The 17,679-nt window shown below is 71.0% G+C and carries 16 protein-coding genes; 7 read left to right on the top strand and 9 right to left on the bottom strand.

The features are described 5' to 3' along the window. Positions 1–135 precede the first annotated feature (135 nt). On the bottom strand, positions 136–570 hold the full coding sequence (locus tag ACMTAK_RS20740; protein ID WP_413807608.1) for a hypothetical protein: 435 nt from the start codon (positions 568–570) through the stop codon (positions 136–138). A 372-nt stretch (positions 571–942) separates the two neighbouring features. On the opposite strand from ACMTAK_RS20740, the gene ACMTAK_RS20735 reads away from it, so the two are divergent. Next, positions 943–1,947, top strand: coding sequence for a sigma-70 family RNA polymerase sigma factor (locus ACMTAK_RS20735; RefSeq protein ID WP_210951328.1), 1,005 nt, complete (start codon positions 943–945; stop codon positions 1,945–1,947). A 188-nt stretch (positions 1,948–2,135) separates the two neighbouring features. Here the strand turns inward: ACMTAK_RS20735 and ACMTAK_RS20730 are convergent, their stop codons facing one another. After that, entirely contained in the window at positions 2,136–2,873 is a 738-nt protein-coding gene (locus ACMTAK_RS20730; protein WP_413807607.1) for an SDR family NAD(P)-dependent oxidoreductase, read from the bottom strand. Between the two features lie 296 nt (positions 2,874–3,169). On the opposite strand from ACMTAK_RS20730, the gene ACMTAK_RS20725 reads away from it, so the two are divergent. From ACMTAK_RS20725 to ACMTAK_RS20715, 3 genes are all read left to right on the top strand, one after another. Then, on the top strand, positions 3,170–3,931 hold the full coding sequence (locus ACMTAK_RS20725; protein ID WP_413807606.1) for a DeoR/GlpR family DNA-binding transcription regulator: 762 nt from the start codon (positions 3,170–3,172) through the stop codon (positions 3,929–3,931). Beyond that, positions 3,928–4,872: a 1-phosphofructokinase gene (gene pfkB / locus ACMTAK_RS20720; RefSeq protein WP_413807605.1), complete on the top strand. Its 945-nt coding sequence runs from the start codon at positions 3,928–3,930 to the stop codon at positions 4,870–4,872. Before ACMTAK_RS20725 ends, pfkB begins: the two co-directional genes overlap by 4 nt. 85 nt (positions 4,873–4,957) lie before the next feature. After that, positions 4,958–7,057: a PTS fructose transporter subunit IIABC gene (locus ACMTAK_RS20715; protein WP_413807604.1), complete on the top strand. Its 2,100-nt coding sequence runs from the start codon at positions 4,958–4,960 to the stop codon at positions 7,055–7,057. Between the two features lie 7 nt (positions 7,058–7,064). Here ACMTAK_RS20715 and ACMTAK_RS20710 read toward each other — a convergent pair whose 3' ends face one another. Together ACMTAK_RS20710 and ACMTAK_RS20705 are read right to left on the bottom strand one after the other, a co-directional pair. Continuing rightward, a complete protein-coding gene (locus ACMTAK_RS20710; RefSeq protein ID WP_413807603.1) occupies positions 7,065–8,093 on the bottom strand; it encodes a pyridine nucleotide-disulfide oxidoreductase in 1,029 nt (342 codons plus the stop codon). Positions 8,094–8,198: 105 nt separating this feature from the next. Then, positions 8,199–9,341 (bottom strand): P1 family peptidase, encoded by a 1,143-nt coding sequence (locus ACMTAK_RS20705; RefSeq protein WP_413807602.1) that lies wholly within the window; start codon positions 9,339–9,341, stop codon positions 8,199–8,201. Positions 9,342–9,543: 202 nt separating this feature from the next. Here ACMTAK_RS20705 and ACMTAK_RS20700 point away from each other — a divergent pair, with 202 nt between their 5' ends. After that, positions 9,544–10,086: an AMP-binding protein gene (locus ACMTAK_RS20700; RefSeq protein WP_413807601.1), complete on the top strand. Its 543-nt coding sequence runs from the start codon at positions 9,544–9,546 to the stop codon at positions 10,084–10,086. Positions 10,087–10,089: 3 nt separating this feature from the next. After that, on the top strand, positions 10,090–10,278 hold the full coding sequence (locus ACMTAK_RS20695; protein ID WP_020868976.1) for a hypothetical protein: 189 nt from the start codon (positions 10,090–10,092) through the stop codon (positions 10,276–10,278). Positions 10,279–10,285: 7 nt separating this feature from the next. Here ACMTAK_RS20695 and mscL read toward each other — a convergent pair whose 3' ends face one another. From mscL to ACMTAK_RS20670, 5 genes are all read right to left on the bottom strand, one after another. Beyond that, on the bottom strand, positions 10,286–10,753 hold the full coding sequence (gene mscL / locus ACMTAK_RS20690; RefSeq protein ID WP_107073523.1) for a large conductance mechanosensitive channel protein MscL: 468 nt from the start codon (positions 10,751–10,753) through the stop codon (positions 10,286–10,288). A 132-nt stretch (positions 10,754–10,885) separates the two neighbouring features. Beyond that, positions 10,886–11,557: an RcpC/CpaB family pilus assembly protein gene (locus ACMTAK_RS20685; RefSeq protein WP_413807600.1), complete on the bottom strand. Its 672-nt coding sequence runs from the start codon at positions 11,555–11,557 to the stop codon at positions 10,886–10,888. A gap of 149 nt (positions 11,558–11,706) precedes the next feature. Then, the gene (locus ACMTAK_RS20680; protein WP_413807599.1) at positions 11,707–12,552 is read right to left on the bottom strand and encodes an S-methyl-5'-thioadenosine phosphorylase; all 846 of its coding nucleotides are present in this window, start codon (positions 12,550–12,552) and stop codon (positions 11,707–11,709) included. Positions 12,553–12,651: 99 nt separating this feature from the next. Next, positions 12,652–13,008: an FmdB family zinc ribbon protein gene (locus ACMTAK_RS20675; RefSeq protein WP_413807598.1), complete on the bottom strand. Its 357-nt coding sequence runs from the start codon at positions 13,006–13,008 to the stop codon at positions 12,652–12,654. A 134-nt stretch (positions 13,009–13,142) separates the two neighbouring features. Further along, positions 13,143–14,630, bottom strand: a complete 1,488-nt coding sequence (locus ACMTAK_RS20670; protein ID WP_413812953.1) for a potassium/proton antiporter — start codon at positions 14,628–14,630, stop codon at positions 13,143–13,145. Positions 14,631–14,882: 252 nt separating this feature from the next. Between ACMTAK_RS20670 and ACMTAK_RS20665 the strand changes: the two genes are divergently transcribed. Next, positions 14,883–17,651 (top strand): penicillin acylase family protein, encoded by a 2,769-nt coding sequence (locus tag ACMTAK_RS20665; RefSeq protein WP_413807597.1) that lies wholly within the window; start codon positions 14,883–14,885, stop codon positions 17,649–17,651. Positions 17,652–17,679: the final 28 nt, after the last annotated feature.

The raw sequence follows: 17,679 nt of genomic DNA, 5'->3' as shown, positions 1-17,679 counted from the left end.
GGACGGCCCCGGAACGGACCGGGGACGGAAGCGTGCGGGGACCAACGACCTAAGCCGGGCCGGGCCCGAGCGCTGCTCGCTGGGGGCTGAGGGCTGAGGACTGGGGGCTGAGAGCTGGGGCTGAGGGGCTGGGGGCTACTCCCGAGGGTGTTCCGCCCATACGTGGAAGACGTAGAACGACATGCCCAGCATCACGAGCCCCGCCCCCAACCCGATCCCCGAGGACCGGTACACCGAGCCTCCGCTCACGGAGTGCAGAAAGCCGAGCGCACAGCCGAGGACCGTCCCGTAGAGCACGGCCCGGATCTCCGGCATCAGGCCCGGCGTCATCCTGCCGAGGGCGTAGCAGAGCGCCCCGACCACCGCCGCCGACACCACGCCGAAGATGGCGGCAGTGGGGATGGTGGAGCCCTGGTTGTGGGCCACGAACATCACCCAGCCGCCGTAGAGCACCGCCAGAACGGCCGGGACGCCCCAGGAGGCGGAGGGGTGCAGCTGGAGAGGGAGCCGTGGATGGCGGTGGTGGCGCACGGGGGCTGTGGGGGCAGTGGGGGCTGTGGGGGCATTCATGGCGGAACCTCCTCGTCGCCGCGTCCACGCCCTGGCTGTCACTTTCCAGCGCACACCCATGCGGAGGGCCGGGCAACCCGGCGCGATGGGCCGTACGGGCAACCGGCGGCCCGCGAGATTCGTCTTGACAGATGAGAGAAGGGCGGGAAAGCCGTAGCGGGCGACCGCATAGGGGGTCTGACCTGCGCTTCCCGGTGTCTCGGCGGTGTGCTGACCCGCGTGTGGCTGGACAGGATACTGCATGATCGTAAAAACGTGGGGGCCTGATGGGAATTCTGTCCTGATTCCAGTCGTTGTTTCCTTCGGACGGGGCACCCGACACCGGAGAGTCCGTCCATAGTCCGCGCCCGATCCATCTGTAAGGGAGCACGCATGGCAACCCGTGCCGTCGCCCGTAATCAGTCCGCCGCCGGTGGTGGCGCTGATGGGGCCAACAGTGTTCGCGCCTCAGGCGGGGAGATCGCCGATCGCGACCTGGTCGGCATGTATCTCGACGAGATCGCTCGTACCCCGTTGCTGGACGCGGCTAAGGAGGTCGAGCTTTCTCAGTCCATCGAAGCGGGGGTGTATGCCCAGCAGATCCTGGACGGGGAGGTTGAGGACACCCCTGCCGCAGGTGCGAGCCGCGAGGAGCTGGAGGCGATAGCCGCCGAAGGTGCCCGCGCCAAGGACATCTTCATTCGCTCCAATCTGCGCCTCGTCGTGGCTGTGGCGCGCCGCTATCCGCGCAGTGGGCTGCCGTTGCTCGACCTGATCCAGGAGGGCAACGCGGGTCTGGTGCGCGCGGTGGAGAAGTTCGACTACACGAAGGGCTTCAAGTTCTCGACCTATGCCACGTGGTGGATCCGTCAGGCCATCACGCGCTCGATCGCGGATCAGTCACGTACGATCCGGCTGCCCGTCCACCTGGTCGAGGAGCTCGGCCGGATCCGCCGGGTGCAGCGGGAGTTCAACCGTGAGCACGGCCGCGAGCCGGAGCACGCCGAGATCGCCGAGGAGCTCGGCTCCACGATGGAGCGGGTCTCGGATGTGCTCGACTGGGCCCGCGACCCGGTCAGTCTGAACATGTCGGTCGACGACGAAGGGGAGACCCAGTTCGGCGATCTGCTGGAGGACACCTCGGCCGTCTCGCCCGAGCAGTCGGTGATGACGCTGCTGCGCAGCGAGGAGCTGGAGGATCTGATCGGCCGCCTCGACGACCGCACCGCCTCCATCATCAAGGCGCGGTACGGCATCGACGACGGCAGGGAGCGCACCCTGACCGAGGTCGGCAAGCAGCATGGCCTCACGCGTGAGCGGATCCGCCAGATCGAGAAGCACGCATTGCTTGAGCTGAAGAAGATGGCCCGCCAGACCGGTTTCGACGCAGCGGCTTGAGTTCGCAGGCCAGCAGTCCCCAGCCACCAGACCCCCTTGAACCCCTAGACCGAGCCCCGGCGCCTCCCCCCCCTGGCGTCGGGGCTCGCTTCTGTCTGTCCGTTGGGGTCTGGGGATGGAGGAGCGATGGGGGTGGAGGGGCGGCCGTGGGGATGGAGGAGCGACCGTGGGGATGGAGGGGCGACCGGTCAGACGGCGAAGCCGCCGTCCACGGCGATCGACGCGCCAGTGATGTAGCGGCCGCTGTCGCCCGCGAGATGGGCCACGGTCGCCGCGATCTCCGTGGTGCGGCCGTAGCGCCCGAGGGCGGTGAAGCCGCTCTGGAAGGCGGCGTTCTCGCCGTCGGCCGGGTTCATATCGGTGTCCACGGGGCCGGGGTGGATCAGATTGGCGGTGATTCCGCGCGGGCCGAGCTCACGAGCCAGGGCCTTGGTGAGGCCGGTGAGCGCGGTCTTGCTGGTCGCGTAGAGGCTGCCGCCGGGGAAGGCGACGCGCTCCGCCATACAGCTGCCGATGCTGATGATCCGCCCGCCGTCGGCCATATGCGCGGTGGCCGCCTGCGCCAGGAGGAACGGCGCCCGGACATTCACGGCGAGCACCCGGTCCACATCGTCCAGCGACAGCTCGGCGATGGGGCCGAGGACCCCGACGCCCGCGTTGTTGACCAGGATGTCCAGACGGCCGAACTCGGCGGCCGTCCCTTCCACGGTGGCCCGCACCGCCTGCGCGTCGATGCCGTCGGCCTGCACGGCCCAGGCGCGGCGGCCGAGCGCCTTGATCCGGTCGACGACATCCGCCGCGCGTTCGGCCTGGCTGTGGTAGGTCAGGGCGACGTCGGCACCCTCCTCGGCGAGCCGGATCGCCACGGCCTCGCCGATGCCCCGGCTGCCGCCGGTGACCAGGGCCGCCTTGCCGTCGAGTGTCATGCCTTCTCCTCTATTTCTTGTGGTCCTGGTATGTGGTAAAAATTCCGCTCTGCGGTGGTCCCGGGGGACATGACTAGATCCTGGCCGGGCGGGCCACGGAAGTCCGGCGGGATTCGGACGGTGCGCTGGGGCGATGGGCGGGCAGCCAGGGGCGGGTCAGCCCGGGCTGAGGCATTGAGCCACGAAATATGCCCGGTCGGGTTTGTTTGATGCCCGAGTCTGTTTACTTTCCTGCATCGCCCACGTAACCTGGCCGCGAAATCACAGGTTCGGGCATGGAAGGGACGTAAACCCACATGTACGCACCGGAGCGTCAGCAGGAGATTCTCCGGCTCGCTCGCGAGAGCGGGCGGGTGGATGTCCTGTCCCTCGCCGAGGAGTTCCAGGTCACCGCCGAGACCGTACGGCGTGATCTGCGCGCCCTCGACCGGGCGGGGCTCGTCCGCCGTGTGCACGGGGGCGCCATCCCGGCCGGACGGCTGGACTTCGAGCCCGATCTCGCCGAGCGCGAGTCCACCGCCGCCGATGAGAAGGACCGGATCGCGCGGGCCGCCATCGCCGAGCTGCCGTCCGACGGCAGCGTGATCATCGACGCGGGATCGACGGCGGCCCGGTTCGCCGCCGCCCTCCCGCTGGAGGCCAAGCTCACCGTCGTCACCCACGCCCTGCCGGTCGCCGCCCGCCTCGCCGACCACCCCGGTATCGCGCTGCACCTCGTCGGCGGGCGGGTCCGCCATCGCACCCGGGCCGCCGTGGACGCATGGGCGCTGCGCGGCTACGGCGAGATCAAGGCCGATGTGGTCTTCCTCGCCACCAACGGATTCTCACTGGACGGCGGGCTCACCACACCCGATCTCGCGGAGGGCGCCGTCAAGGGCGCCATGATCGCGGCGGCCCGGCGGGTGGTGCTGCTCGCGGACTCCGCCAAGTTCGGCCGGGAGCACTTCGCCCGGTTCGGCGGCCTGGACGATGTCGATCTGCTCATCACGGACGCCGGGCTCAGCCCCCAGGACGCCCTGGCCATCGAGCGCCGGGGCACGGAAGTGGCACGCGCATGATTCTCACCGTCACCCCCAACCCCAGCCTGGACCGTACGTACGAGATCCCCGCGCTGGAGCGCGGCGCCGTGCTGCGGGCCACGGCCGACCGGGTCGACCCCGGCGGGAAGGGCGTCAATGTCTCGCGCGCCGTGGCCGCCGCGGGGCAGCGCACGGTGGCCGTGGTGCCGCTCGGCGGACCGGAGGGCGCCCTGCTCGCCCGGCTGCTGGAGGAGCTGGGTATCGAGGCGGCGGGTGTGCCCGTGGCGGGCTCGACCCGGGTCAACATCTCCGTGGCCGAACCGGACGGCACCCTCACCAAGCTCAACGCGAGCGGGCCCGAACTGAGCGACGCCGAGGCCGAGGCGGTGCTGGAGGCCGTCCGGACGAGGGTCGAGAGCGCCGACTGGATCGCCTGCTGCGGCAGCCTGCCCCGGGGGCTCGCGCCCGAGTGGTACGCCGAGCTGGTGGCGCGGGCCCACCGGGCGGGCGCCCGGATCGCCCTGGACACCTCCGGCCCCTCGCTGACCGCCGCCCTGCGTGAGCGCCCCGATGTGGTGAAGCCCAACGCCGAGGAACTGGCCCAGGCTGTGGGCCGTCCGCTGGTCACCGTGGGCGAGGCGGTCAAGGCGGCCGAGGAACTGCGCGGGCTGGGCGCCCGCGCCGTACTCGCCAGCCTGGGCGCCGACGGCCAACTGCTGGTCGACGAGACCGGCGCGTACTTCGGCACCGCCCGGGTCACCGCGGTGCGCAGCAACGTCGGCGCGGGCGACGCCTCGCTCGCCGGATTCCTCGCGGCGGGCGGCTCCGGGCCCGCCGCACTCGCCTCGGCCGTGGCCCATGGAGCGGCCGCGGTGCAGTTGCCGGGCAGCGCCATGCCGACCCCGGCCGACCTCGACCCGTCCGCCGTGGTCACCACGGCGGACATCCCGCTGGACCGTGTGCTCAAGGAGCCCGCGTGACCGGCCGACCCCACTCCCACCCCCCAGTCCCCACTCCGTCCGCCCGCCTCCCCCAGGGCGGCACCGCACACAAGGGAGCCGCGAGATGAGTGAGCTGATCACCGCGGATCTGGTCGACCTTGACCTGTCCGCCGACACCAAGGAAGCCGCCGCCCGGTCGCTCGCCGAACGCATGGTCGAGGCCGGCCGGGTCACCGACCTCGACGGCTTTCTCGCCGATGTGGCGGCGCGCGAGGAGCAGATGCCGACCGGCCTGGACGGCGGCATCGGCATACCCCACTGCCGCAGCGCCCATGTCACCGAGCCGACCCTGGCCTTCGGGCGCAGCGCGGCCCGGATCGACTTCGGCGCGGCGGATGGACCGGCCGATCTGATCTTCCTGATCGCCGCCCCGGCGGGCGCGGACAGCGACCATCTGACGATCCTGTCGAGCCTTGCGCGGCAGCTGATGAACGCCGACTTCACCGATGCGCTGCGCTCGGCCGACCAGCCCGAACAGGTGGCCGCCCTGATCCGCGGCGAGCAGCCCGTCGCGGCTGAGCCTGCCGCGGCTGAGCCCGCTGCGGGTGAGCCTGCCGCTGCGGAGCCTGCTCCCGCCGAGCCTGCCGCCCCCGACTCGGCTGTGTCCTCCGACGCCTCCCAGACCGCGTCGGAGCCGGTGGCCCCCTTCCGGATCGTGGCCGTCACGTCCTGCCCCACCGGCATCGCCCACACCTATATGGCCGCCGAGTCGCTGGAGAACGCCGCTCGCGAGGCCGGGGTCGCGCTGGTGGTCGAGACCCAGGGCTCGGCCGGATTCGACAAGCTCCCCGCCGCCACCATCGCCGCCGCCGACGCGGTGGTCTTCGCGCACGATGTGGAGGTGCGGGAGAAGGCCCGCTTCGCGGGCAAGCCGACCGTGGACGTCGGGGTGAAGGCGGCCATCAACCGTCCCGCCGAGCTCATCGCCGAGGCGCGCGGGAAGGCCGCGCGGGGCGAGATCGCCGCACCGGCCGACGGCGCGGCGGAGGGCTCGGCGCCGATGGACGCGGACGGTGCCGCCGGTGACCGCTTCGGCACCCGGCTGCGCAAGTGGCTGATGACGGGCGTCAGTTACATGGTCCCGTTCGTCGCGGCGGGCGGTCTGCTGATCGCGCTCGCCTTCGCGATCGGCGGCTACGAGATCGCGAGTGCCAAGTCCGTGGCGGACCACTTCGTCTGGACCGAGACCAGCAGCTGGGCGGCGCTGCTCTTCCAGATCGGCAGTGCGGCGTTCACCTTCCTGGTGCCGGTCCTTGCGGGCTATATCGCCTACGGCATGGCCGACCGGCCCGGTCTGGTCCCCGGCTTCGTGGGCGGCTACATCGCGACCACCATCAAGGCCGGATTCCTCGGCGGTCTGGTCGCGGGTCTGATCGCGGGCGCGGTCGTCATGGCCATCCAGCGGTTCAAGGTCCCGGCGTCGCTGCGCGGCATCATGCCGGTGGTGGTGATCCCGCTGGTCTCCTCCGCGATCGTCGGTGTCCTGATGTTCGTGGTGATCGGCAAGCCCATCGCCTCCGCGCAGGAGGCGATGACCGACTGGCTCAACGGCCTCTCCGGCGCCAACGCCATCGGCCTCGGTGTCCTCCTCGGCCTGATGATGTGCTTCGACCTGGGCGGCCCGGTCAACAAGGTGGCCTACGCCTTCGCGACCGGCGGTATCGCCGTGTCGGACCCCTCCACCGGAAGCCTCAAGATCATGGCCGCTGTGATGGCCGCCGGTATGGTCCCGCCCTTGGCGATGGCCCTCGCGACCACCGTGCGCGGACGGCTGTTCACCAAGACCGAGCGGGAGAACGGCAAGGCCGCCTGGGTGCTGGGTGCCTCCTTCATCAGTGAGGGCGCCATTCCGTTCGCCGCGGCGGATCCGCTGCGAGTGATCCCCTCCTCGATGGTGGGCGGTGCCGTCACCGGTGCGCTGTCGATGGCGTTCGACTGCACGCTGCGCGCCCCGCACGGCGGCATCTTCGTGGTCCCGCTGATCGGCCAGCCGTTCCTCTACCTGCTGGCCATCGTGGCGGGCACGGTGGTCTCGACCGGTCTGGTGGTCTTCCTCAAGGGGCTGCGGAAGACGGCGGAGCCGGGGGCCACCGGCCAGACGGGCGGCGGTGCTGCCACGGGCGGCACCACCGAGGACGAGTCGAAGGTGGCGGTGGCGGTCTGACCGCATCTCAGCCACCCCCTGTCGGGCCCGGCGCCCCGCCCACGTCCGTGGGCGGGGCGCCGGTCTCGGTGGGCAGACCGCGCGAGGCGTAGTAGGCGCCGAGTGCGGCCTCGCCACCCGACCCCATGGCGGTCGCGATCCGCTGGAAGCGGACCGACCGCAGATCACCGGCGGTGAAGACCCGGGGATGCTGGCTCCCGGGAGGGCAGTACCCGGACCGGTCGGTGGCCACGGCCCCGGCCGGGGGCGCCGGGGCGCTGCCCAGGTTGAGGAAGGCGAGATCGGCCGTGAGCGTCCGCCGCTCGCCCCCCACCGTCTCGACCTGGGCGGTGACCGGTGCCGAGGCGGAGACCGGTGCCGACGCGGACCCGGGCCCCAACTCCAGCCGCCGCACGGCCACCAGCTCCACCCGGGGGTCCCGCCGGATCTCCTCGGCCTTGTAGGCGTCCTCGGGCGGATAGGCCACCACAAAGCGGGCCCTGAGCTCCGGATGAGCCCGCGCGACGGTACCCAGGGGCCGGTCCGCCCCCAGGACCAGCACCGTCCGGTCGTCGATCGTGTCCGGTCGCGCCTCCCACAGCTGCGGCAGCGCCCGGCCCGCCGCGGCCCCGAGCCATCCCGCTCCCTCGGGGCCCAGCGGCCCGACCCCCGTGGCGACGACCGCATACGGAGCGGTCAGCCGCGAGCCAGGAGCCCGATCGGACCCCGCGGCCTCCGCGGTTTCCACCGGCTCCGCGGACTCCACCGGCTCGACCGTGACCTCGATGCGGTCGTCGAAGGCCTCGATCAGCGTGGCGCGGCGGCCCAGCTCCACCCGGCACAGATCGCACTGAGCCAGGTCGGCCTCGATCGCCGCCGCCAGATCCGGGCCGTTGGTGACGGTGAGGACATTGCGCACCACCGGGATGCGCCGCAACGCCCCGCACAGGGCGCCGCTCGACTCGATCAGCACCGAGCCCATTCCCACGCTCGCCGCCATCACGGCGGCGGCGCAGCCCGCCGGGCCACCGCCGACGATCAGCAGATCCGCATCCATCCGAAGCCCCCCTTCTCTTTATCGCCTCCGGCCCGCTTCTCCCGGCCGGGCCTCCGGCCCTCGCGGATTTCCGGCCGGACGCTTCCTTCCTCCGGCCCTCGCGGATCAGAGGCCGTAGAGATCGCGGTACGCGGGGAAGACACCGCCCGGGCCGTCCACGGTCTCGGCCGCGAGCACCGCCTTGACCACCGCCCGGGTCAGCACATCCGCCCCGGCGGCCAGGATCTCGTTCAGCGCACCGCTCTCCCGGTGCACCCCGAACGCCGGATCGCCGGCGTCCTCGGGGTCGCCCTCCGGTATCAGCGGGCGCCCGCAGGTGGCCAGGGCGAAGACCGTGTCACCGTCGGAGAGCAGATGTACCGGCCGGATGGCCCGCGCCAGCCCGTCGTGCGCCGTGCCCGCGAGCTTCTGCGCCTGGGCCCGGGTGAGCACGGCGTCGGTGGCGACCACGGCCAGCGTGGTGTTCAGCGGAGGCCGCACCGACGCGGCCTGCCGCCGCTCCGACTCGGCCCGCGCGGCGGCGAGCCGACGCATCGCCTCCACGTGCACGGCCGCACCGGGCCGGTGCGGCCCGCCCTCCTCCGACGACCTGTAGTGCTCCCCGTACAGCGCACCCGTACCGGGATCGACGACCGATCCCGCGGCGTTGACCACCACCAGCGCGGCCACCGTGACGCCGGACGGCAGCACCGTGGAGGCCGAACCGGTGCCGCCCTTGAGCCCACCGGCCACCGCGCCCGTGCCGGCCCCCACATTGCCCTGCGCGACCGGAGCCCCCGTTTCCGAACCGGCCGCCGCCTCGATCGCCTCGCGCCCCAGCGCGGCGTCCGGGCGCGCCCGCCAGTCGCCGCCCCGGCCCAGGTCGAAGAGGGCGGCGGTCGGGACCACCGGAACGACCTGCGCCGGATCGGGGCCGACCCGGAAGCCCCGACCGTGGTCCTCCAGCCAGGAGGCCACCCCCGAGGCGCTGTCGAGTCCGAAGGCGCTGCCGCCGGTCAGTACGACGGCGTCGACGCGCTGGACCAGATTGCGCGGATCGAGGGCATCGGTCTCCCGGGTGCCCGGCCCACCGCCGCGCACATCGACGGCGGCGACCGCACCGCCCTCGGGGGCCAGCACCACGGTCGTCCCGGTGAGCCGGCGGCCGCCGGACCGCTGGGCATGCCCCACCCGCAGTCCGCGGATATCCGTCAGGCCGTCGGCCGGACCGGTGGGAACTGATTCGGGGTTTGTCCGCTCGGCATCCATGGAAGCTATGCGTAGCACGGGAAGGCGTGGCATGGTCGAGTGGCGAGGCGCGAACCACCCCCGTATCCGCCCTTCCGCGATCACCGCCGAAGCGCACCGGACGGGATGAGGGCCTCTCATATAGAGGGCGTTCATCAGACGTTGATGGCGTGGCAGCAATCTGAGCTGTATGCCGTTCGCCCCCGTCCGAAAGAAGACCGCCGTGCCCCGTACGTCTCGGACGGAGGAGCTCCCGACACCGGCCGCCGACCCTCGGCGGGCCGCCCGGGTAGCCCTCCGCTGGATCAGCGAGCCGGACTGCACCGAGGAGCTCACCCATGCCGAGCTGCTCGACCAGGCGGCCCGGGCCGCCGCCGCGCTCACCCGGCTCGGCGTCAGCGCCGGGGACCGGGTGGCGGTCCATCTGCCGCTGGTGCCCGAGTCCGTGATCGCCACGCTCGCCTGCGGCCGGCTCGACGTCGTCCGCGCCAGCCTCCCCGTGGGGCTGCGCCCCCATGAGTTGCGCGACCGGATCAGGGAGGTCGGCGCCAAGGTCGTCATCACCGCGGACGCCGGGCAGCACGGCGGGGAGATACAGCCGCTCAAGCGGCATGTCGACCGGGCGCTGGCCGGCTGTCCCGAGGTGCGGTCCGTCCTGGTGGTCCACCGGCTGGCCTGCCCGGTGTCCTGGAGGCCCGGGCGTGACCTGTGGTGGCACGACGAGCTCGGCCGGTACACCGAGCCGCTGCCCGGGCCGTACTCTTGAGGCATGAGCACCGCCCCCGCCCCTGGACCGCGCGATCCGGCCGCCGCGCTGATCTTCGACGATCCCTTCGCGCAGCGGTCATCGGACGATACGGACCACGGGTGGGGCGAGCGGGTTCCCGGCGGCGACAGTGCCGACGATGCCGCTGATCTGGCCCGGTTCCTCGACGAGAAGCCGCCCCACCACCTCTGACGGGTTCCTAGGCGCTGGAGCCGCTGCCGCCACCGTCGCGGGCGGTGGCGCGCTGTGCCACCAGCTCGTCGCGGATCTCGCGCAGCAGAATGATCTCCTCGGCGTCCGCGACGGCCTGCTCCTCCTCCGCCTTCGCCTCCTTGGCGGCCTTCCGCGCCAGATAGCGCGACATCGGCAGCACCATCAGGAAGTACACCACCGCCGCGGTGATCAGGAAGGTCAGCACGGCGGAGAGCACGCTTCCCCAGAGGATCGGGATGCCGTGGACGATATCGCCCGTGGCGTTGGTCTCGCAGGGCGCCTTGAGACAGGAGCGGTACTTCTCGAGGTCCTTCGTGCCGAAGGCTCCGACTATGGGGTTGATGAGGCCCTTCACTATCGAGTTCACGACGGCGGTGAAGGCGGCTCCGATGACGACCGCGACGGCCAGATCGATCACATTGCCGCGCATCAGGAAGGCTTTGAACCCTTCCATGACGCTCTTCTTCTCCTCGGTCACCTTCTCCTGGCTCAACCCACTGCCTCTCTTTCGCCGCGTCGGTGCTTGAGCGGACGGTTCCGCAACCTACACCCGCAGGTGAGAGGGGCATCAGGGGAGCCGGTGGAGTCAGCAGCGGCATAGCGTCACCGCCAGTCGGGAGTCGGCAGCGGCCCCGGCCAGCACGGTGGCGTCCGCTCGCGACACCGTCAGCACCACCAGCGCCCCGCCGCCGATCGCCGCGCCGTCGAGCGCCCCGCCGCCGTCCAGTGCCCCGTCGCCGCTCGCATCCGCGTCCGGATCGGGCCCCGGTGCGCCGCCGTCGGCTCGGCCGTCCGTCGCGCGGGCGCTCCGCGCCCCCGGCACATCGGCCACCCGGACCCCACGCGCGACCACCCGGGCCGCCGTTCCGGACGACCGGGTCCGTGCGGCGTCCGGAAGCGGTGTGGCCAGCACATCCACCCGGTCGCCGGGGTGCAGCAGCCCTACCGCCGCCGCGTCGGCGATCCGGACCGGCGCCGAGACCATCGCGGGGCGCGGGCCGCCCCGCCGTTCCTCACCCGCGGGCGCGGGCGCCCGGGAGGACACCGCGTCCGTGTGCCCCCGGCCGGACGGTGCGGCGGCCGCGAGTGCGGCGGCTGTCAGCGCCAGCCCGGCCGCCATCGCACGGCGGCGTCGCCGCACGGACCGCCGCAGCCCGAATCCGCCGGTGCGTCCGGTGCGCACCGGATCGAAGCGGGGCACCGCGCGGGCCGGGGGAGCGGAGCGGGGTAACGCGAGGGTGGGGGACGGATGGGACATGGCACATCACCGCCTGCCGTGAGGGTCCGGGTGCTTCTGGCTCCCTCACCATGCCCGTCCCCGCCCGATCCCGCTCGGGCCTGTGGACGGCCACCGGCCTGTGGAAAGCTCGGCCACCCGCGCGAGCGACACCCGCTCCCGCGCCGCGCCTACGGAAGCTCGATCCCCAGGTCCCAGCCGTCGTGGGCGTGGGTGCACAGGCAGTCCCGGCCGGAGGTCTCCGGGAGCCTGCCCACCGCGTCGAAGAGCACCTCGCGCAGTCGGCCCACGTTCTCCCCGAAGACCTTCAGCACCTCGGTGTGGGTGACGCCCTCGCCGGTCTCAACTCCCGCGTCCAGATCGGTGACCAGCGTCAACGAGGTGTAGCAGAGGCCCAGTTCACGGGCGAGCACCGCCTCCGGGTGGCCCGTCATGCCGACCACCGACCAGCCCTGCGCCGCATGCCAGCGCGATTCTGCGCGGGTGGAGAAGCGCGGTCCCTCGATCACGCACATCGTCCCGCCGTCCACCGGCTCCCAGCCGCGTCCGCGCGCCGCGTCCACGGCCGCCCTCCGGCCCACCGGGCAGTACGGGTCGGCGAATGTGGTGTGCACCACATTCGGGATCCGGCCGTCCGTCAGCTGCTCGCCGTCGAAATAGGTCTGTGTACGCCCCTTCGTGCGGTCCACCAGCTGGTCCGGGACGAGCAGAGTGCCGGGTCCGTACTCCGGCTGCAGTCCGCCGACCGCGCACGGGCCGAAGACCTGTCGCACCCCGAGCGAGCGCAGGGCCCAGAGATTGGCGCGGTAGTTGATGCGGTGCGGCGGCAGATGGTGCTTGCGGCCGTGCCGCGGGAGGAAGGCGACCTGTCGCCCCTCGATGTCGCCGAGGACGAGCGAGTCGCTCGGCGCCCCATAGGGAGTCTCCACGGTGATCTCGGTCACGTCGTCGAGGAACGTGTAGAACCCCGATCCCCCGATGACCCCTATGTCTGCTTGCCTGCTGGTCTCGACCATGTGATCACCCTAGCCACCCGCGCCCACGCGAACGACACCCCGCCGTCTCCCGGGGGAGGCGGCGGGGTGTCGTTGAAGCCGAAGAACCAGGCGGCCGGATCAGGCGGCCGAGCTCGACGTCGAGGGCGACGAAGACGACGAGGATGAGGTCGACGACGAGGACGTCGAGGACGAGGAAGACGAGTCCGAGGACGAGGAAGAGGACGAAGGGGACGACGAGTCGGAGCTGTCGCTCTTCGCCGCCGGCTTGCTGGAGCCGCCGCTCGCGCCGCTTGAGGAGGAGCGGCTGTCGTTCCGGTAGAAGCCGGAGCCCTTGAACACGATGCCGACCGCCGAGAACACCTTCTTCAGGCGTCCCGTGCAGTTGGGGCACTCGGTGAGCGCGTCGTCGCTGAACTTCTGCACCGCCTCGAGGCCCTCGCCGCACTCGGTGCACTGGTACTGGTAGGTCGGCACGTTCTTCCTCCTGGCACTCTCACTCGATGAGTGCTAACGACGCTCCATAGTGCAGTATTCCCGCCCGTCAGTCCACTGGGACGAGACATACGGTGATCGAACACACCGCCCGAGGCGGCCTCCGGCGGGCCCTCTCAACCCGCTCCCGTGCCCAGCCAGCCCGCCAGTTTGCCGCCCCGGCCAACCGCCCGCAGCCGCCGCTCAGCCGCGTCGCGCACCGGGTCCGTGGCCACCACCAGCAGCTCGTCGCCGCGCCGCAGCACCGTGGAGGGCAGCGGTACGAAGCTGGTCTCGTCCCGGACCACCAGGGTGACCGCGGCCCCCGGGGGCAGCCGTAGCTCGCCGACCTCGACGCCGTGCATCTTGGACGACTGGGGGATCGACACCGACAGCAGATGGCCGCGCAGCCGCTCCAGTGGCGCCGACTCGATGCCCAGGTCGGCCGGTTCGGGTTCCTCGAGCCGCAGCCGGGGGGCGAGCCAGGGCAGCGTCGGCCCCTGGACCAGGGTGTAGACGATCACCAGCACGAAGACGATGTTGAAGATCCGGCGGCTGTCGGGCACATCGCTGACCATCGGAATGGTCGCCAGCACGATCGGCACCGCCCCGCGCAGTCCGGCCCAGGACAGCAGTGCCTTCTCCCGCCAGGGCAGCCGGAACGGCGCCGTGCTGACCAGGACCGACACCGGACGGGCCACCACGGTCAGCACCAGCCCCACCACGAGGGCGGGCAGGATGTCATCGCCCAGTTCATGCGGGGTGACCAGCAGCCCCAGCAGGACGAACATCCCGATCTGGGCGAGCCAGCCCAGCCCCTCGGCGAAGCCGCGCGTCGCCGGCCAGTGCGGCAGCCGTGCGTTGCCCATGATGAGCGAGGCGAGGTAGACGGCGAGGAAGCCGGACCCGTGCGCCAGCGAACCCTCCGCGTAGGCGGTCACCGCGATGGCGATCACCGCGATCGGGTACAGACCCGAGGCGGGCAGCGCCACATGCCGCAGGCCGTAGGCGCCCAGCCAGCCGACCGCGATGCCGATCACCGCGCCGATCGCCAGTTCCAGGGCGATCGTGCCGATCAGTGAGTACCAGGACTCCATGGGGCCCTGGCTGGAGAAGGCGACCACCAGGATCACCACAGGGGCGTCGTTGAAGCCCGACTCGGCCTCCAGGACGCCGGTGAGCCGCTTGGGCAGCGGCACCGTGCGCAGTACCGAGAAGACCGCCGCCGCGTCCGTGGAGGACACCACCGCGCCGATGATCAGCGCCTGCCGCCAGTCCAGTCCCACCACGTAGTGCCCCGCCGCCGCGGTGATCCCCACGCTCACCGCGACGCCCACGGTGGACAGGACGGCGGCCGCCGGCAGGGCGGGCTTGATCTCGCCCCACTTCGTGCCCAGACCGCCTTCGGCCAGGATGACGACCAGCGCGGCGTAGCCGAGGATCTGCGTCAGCTCGGCGTCGTTGAAGGTGACGCCGATCCCGTCCGTGCCGATGGCGACACCGATCCCGAGATAGATCAGCAGCGTGGGCAGTCCACTGCGCGATGACACCCTTACGGCCGCCACCGCGAAGAGCAGGACGAGGGAGCAGATCAACAGCAGCTCATTGAGGTGGTGGACAGTCAGGGGCCGACCCTTTCTCGCGGGAGCGGAGGGAACGCTGCGAAGGGGTCCCCACCGACCGGAACTTCATTGCCTTACCTAACATTTTACGGGATCTTGACGCGAGCCTCCCACGAGAAGGCTTCACCGAGGTGTAGGAGCCCGGGCGGTGGCCGGTGCAGGGCGTCAGTCATGACTCCGCGTAGGGGCGGCGACAGCGCTGCGCCTATGGTTGCTCCAGCACTCCAGGTTCACCCTGCCCCTCGAAGGACAGCGATGCCCGCCAACACAACCGGCTCTTCTCCCAAAAAGAAGAAGAGCCGACGTCTCCGCCTGATCGTGATCGCAGTCGTGCTGCTGCTCGTCGGGGGCGTCGGCTACGGCGCGTACTGGAGCATCAGTACAGTTCGAGCCTCATTCCCGGAGACCACGGGATCGCTGCAGCTGAAGGGGTTGTCCGGCCCCGTGCAGGTCAAACGTGACGGCTACGGGATACCTCAGATCTACGCCGGCACCCCCGAGGACCTCTTCCGCGCCCAGGGGTTCGTCCAGGCCCAGGACCGCTTCTGGGAGATGGACGTCCGCCGCCATATGACCGCGGGCCGGCTCTCGGAGATGTTCGGTTCCGGCCAGGTGGAGACCGACGCGTTCCTGCGCACCATGGGCTGGCACCGGGTCGCCAAGCAGGAGTACGACACCAAGGTGTCGGCCGCCACCAAGAAGTATCTGCGGGCCTACTCCGACGGCGTCAACGCCTACCTCAAGGACCACCAAGGCGACGCGCTGTCCGTCGAGTACGCGGCCCTGGACTTCAAGAACGACGGCTACAAGCCCGAGAAGTGGACCCCGGTCGACTCGTTGGCGTGGCTGAAGGCGATGGCCTGGGACCTGCGCGGCAACATGCAGGACGAGGTGGACCGCGCCCTGGCCTCCAACCGGCTCAGCGCCAAGCAGATAGACGAGCTCTACCCGTCCTACCCGTACAGCCGGAACAAGCCGATCGTCCAGGGCGGCGCCGTCAACGAGGTCACGGACGAGTTCGACCCCAAGGGCACCCCGGCCGGCTCCACGAGCGGTACGGGTGGCACCGGCTCGGTGGACGGAGGGGCCACCGGAGCCGCTCAGGGGCTGCAGACGCAGCTGTCCTCGCTCTCCAAGACCCTGGACGACGTTCCGGCGCTGCTGGGCCCGAACGGGACCGGTATCGGCTCCAACTCGTGGGTGGTCTCCGGCAAGTACACGACCACCGGCAAGCCGCTGCTCGCCAACGATCCGCACCTGGCGCCCCAGCTGCCGTCCGTCTGGTACCAGATGGGGCTGCACTGCAAGCAGGTCAGCAGCGCGTGTCCGTACGACACCGCGGGCTTCACCTTCGCGGGTCTGCCCGGTGTCGTCATAGGTCACAACCAGGACATCAGCTGGGGCATGACCAACCTCGGCGCCGACGTCAGTGACCTGTACCTGGAGAAGGTCACCTCCGACGGCTATCTCTACGACGGCAAGCAGGTTCCGTTCACCACCCGCGAGGAGACCATCAAGGTCGCGGGCGGCGCGAGCCGTAAGATCACCGTCCGCACCACCAACAACGGCCCGATCGTCTCCGACCGTGACGACGAGCTCACCGGCGTCGGTAAGAGCGCCCCGGTGGGCACCGGCGCCGATGACGTGGCCCCCGACCGCGGCGACGGCTACGCGGTGGCGCTGAAGTGGACCGCGCTGACCCCGTCCAACACCATGGACTCGGTCTTCAGGCTCAACACCGCCAAGAACTTCAGCGACTTCCGCAAGGCGGCCCGCGACTTCGCGGTCCCCTCCCAGAACCTCATCTACGCCGACACCAAGGGCAACATCGGCTATCAGGCGCCCGGCCAGATCCCGGTGCGCTCCGAGGGTGACGGCCGCTACCCGGCGCCCGGCTGGGACTCGCGCTACAAGTGGAGCAAGTACATCCCGCAGTCGGCGCTGCCCTGGGAGCTCAACCCGGATCGCGGCTATATCGTCACCGCCAACCAGGCCGTCATAGACAAGAAGAACTACCCGTATCTGCTGACCGACGACTGGGGCTACGGCGCGCGGAGCCAGCGCATCACCGACCTCATCGAGTCGAAGGTCAAGGATGGCGGGAAGATCTCCACGGACGACATGCAGTCCCTGCAGATGGACAACAGCAGCGAGATCGCCAAGCTGCTGACGCCCTATCTGCTGAAGATCGACGTCAAGGACGACTACGTAGGCCAGGCCCAGAAGCTGTTGGAGAGCTGGGACTACACCCAGGACTCGGACTCGGCGGCCGCCGCCTACTTCAACGCCGTCTGGCGCAACACCCTCAAGCTGGCCTTCGGCGACAAGCTCCCCAAGGAGCTGCGGGTCAAGGGGGAGTGCCTGCGGGTGCGCCCGGCCGACGACTCGGGCCCGCTGGAGGATCTGAACGGCAACGCCCGGCTGGTGCGTGAATGCGGTAAGCGCGACCCCGACATGGCCCAGCCCGACGGCGGCGACCGCTGGTACGAGGTCCTGCGCAAGATCATCAAGGACCCGAAGAACGACTGGTGGAAGACGGCGGGCACCCGCAACAAGCCCGGCGCCACCAACCGTGACGAGTTGCTGGGGCAGGCCATGCGGGCCGCGCGCTCGGAGCTCACCGCCAAGCTGGGCAAGGACATCAACAGCTGGAGCTGGGGCCGGCTGCACCGGCTGACGCTGAAGAACCAGACCCTGGGCACCGACGGTCCCGGCGTGGTGCAGTGGCTCCTCAACCGGGGCCCGTGGAACCTCTCCGGCGGCGAGGCGGCGGTCAACGCCACCGGCTGGAACGCCGCGGGCGGCTACGACGTCACCTGGGTCCCCTCGATGCGAATGATCGTCAACCTCGACAACCTGGACAAGTCGCGCTGGATCAACCTCACCGGCGCCTCCGGCCACGCCTACAACGCGCACTACACCGACCAGACCGAGAAGTGGGCGAAGGGCGAGCTGCTGCCCTGGGCGTTCAACAAGAGCGCCGTGGACAAGGCGACGGAGGACGAGCTGGCGCTCACCCCGTAGTGCCCATGGAGCACCCAGGGCCCCGCAC

Origin of the sequence: Streptomyces lacaronensis, from assembly GCF_047337785.1 — a bacterium.
In the GTDB taxonomy this organism is placed as follows: Bacteria; Actinomycetota; Actinomycetes; order Streptomycetales; family Streptomycetaceae; genus Streptomyces; species Streptomyces lycopersici.
This window is presented reverse-complemented; position numbering and strand designations above follow the sequence as displayed.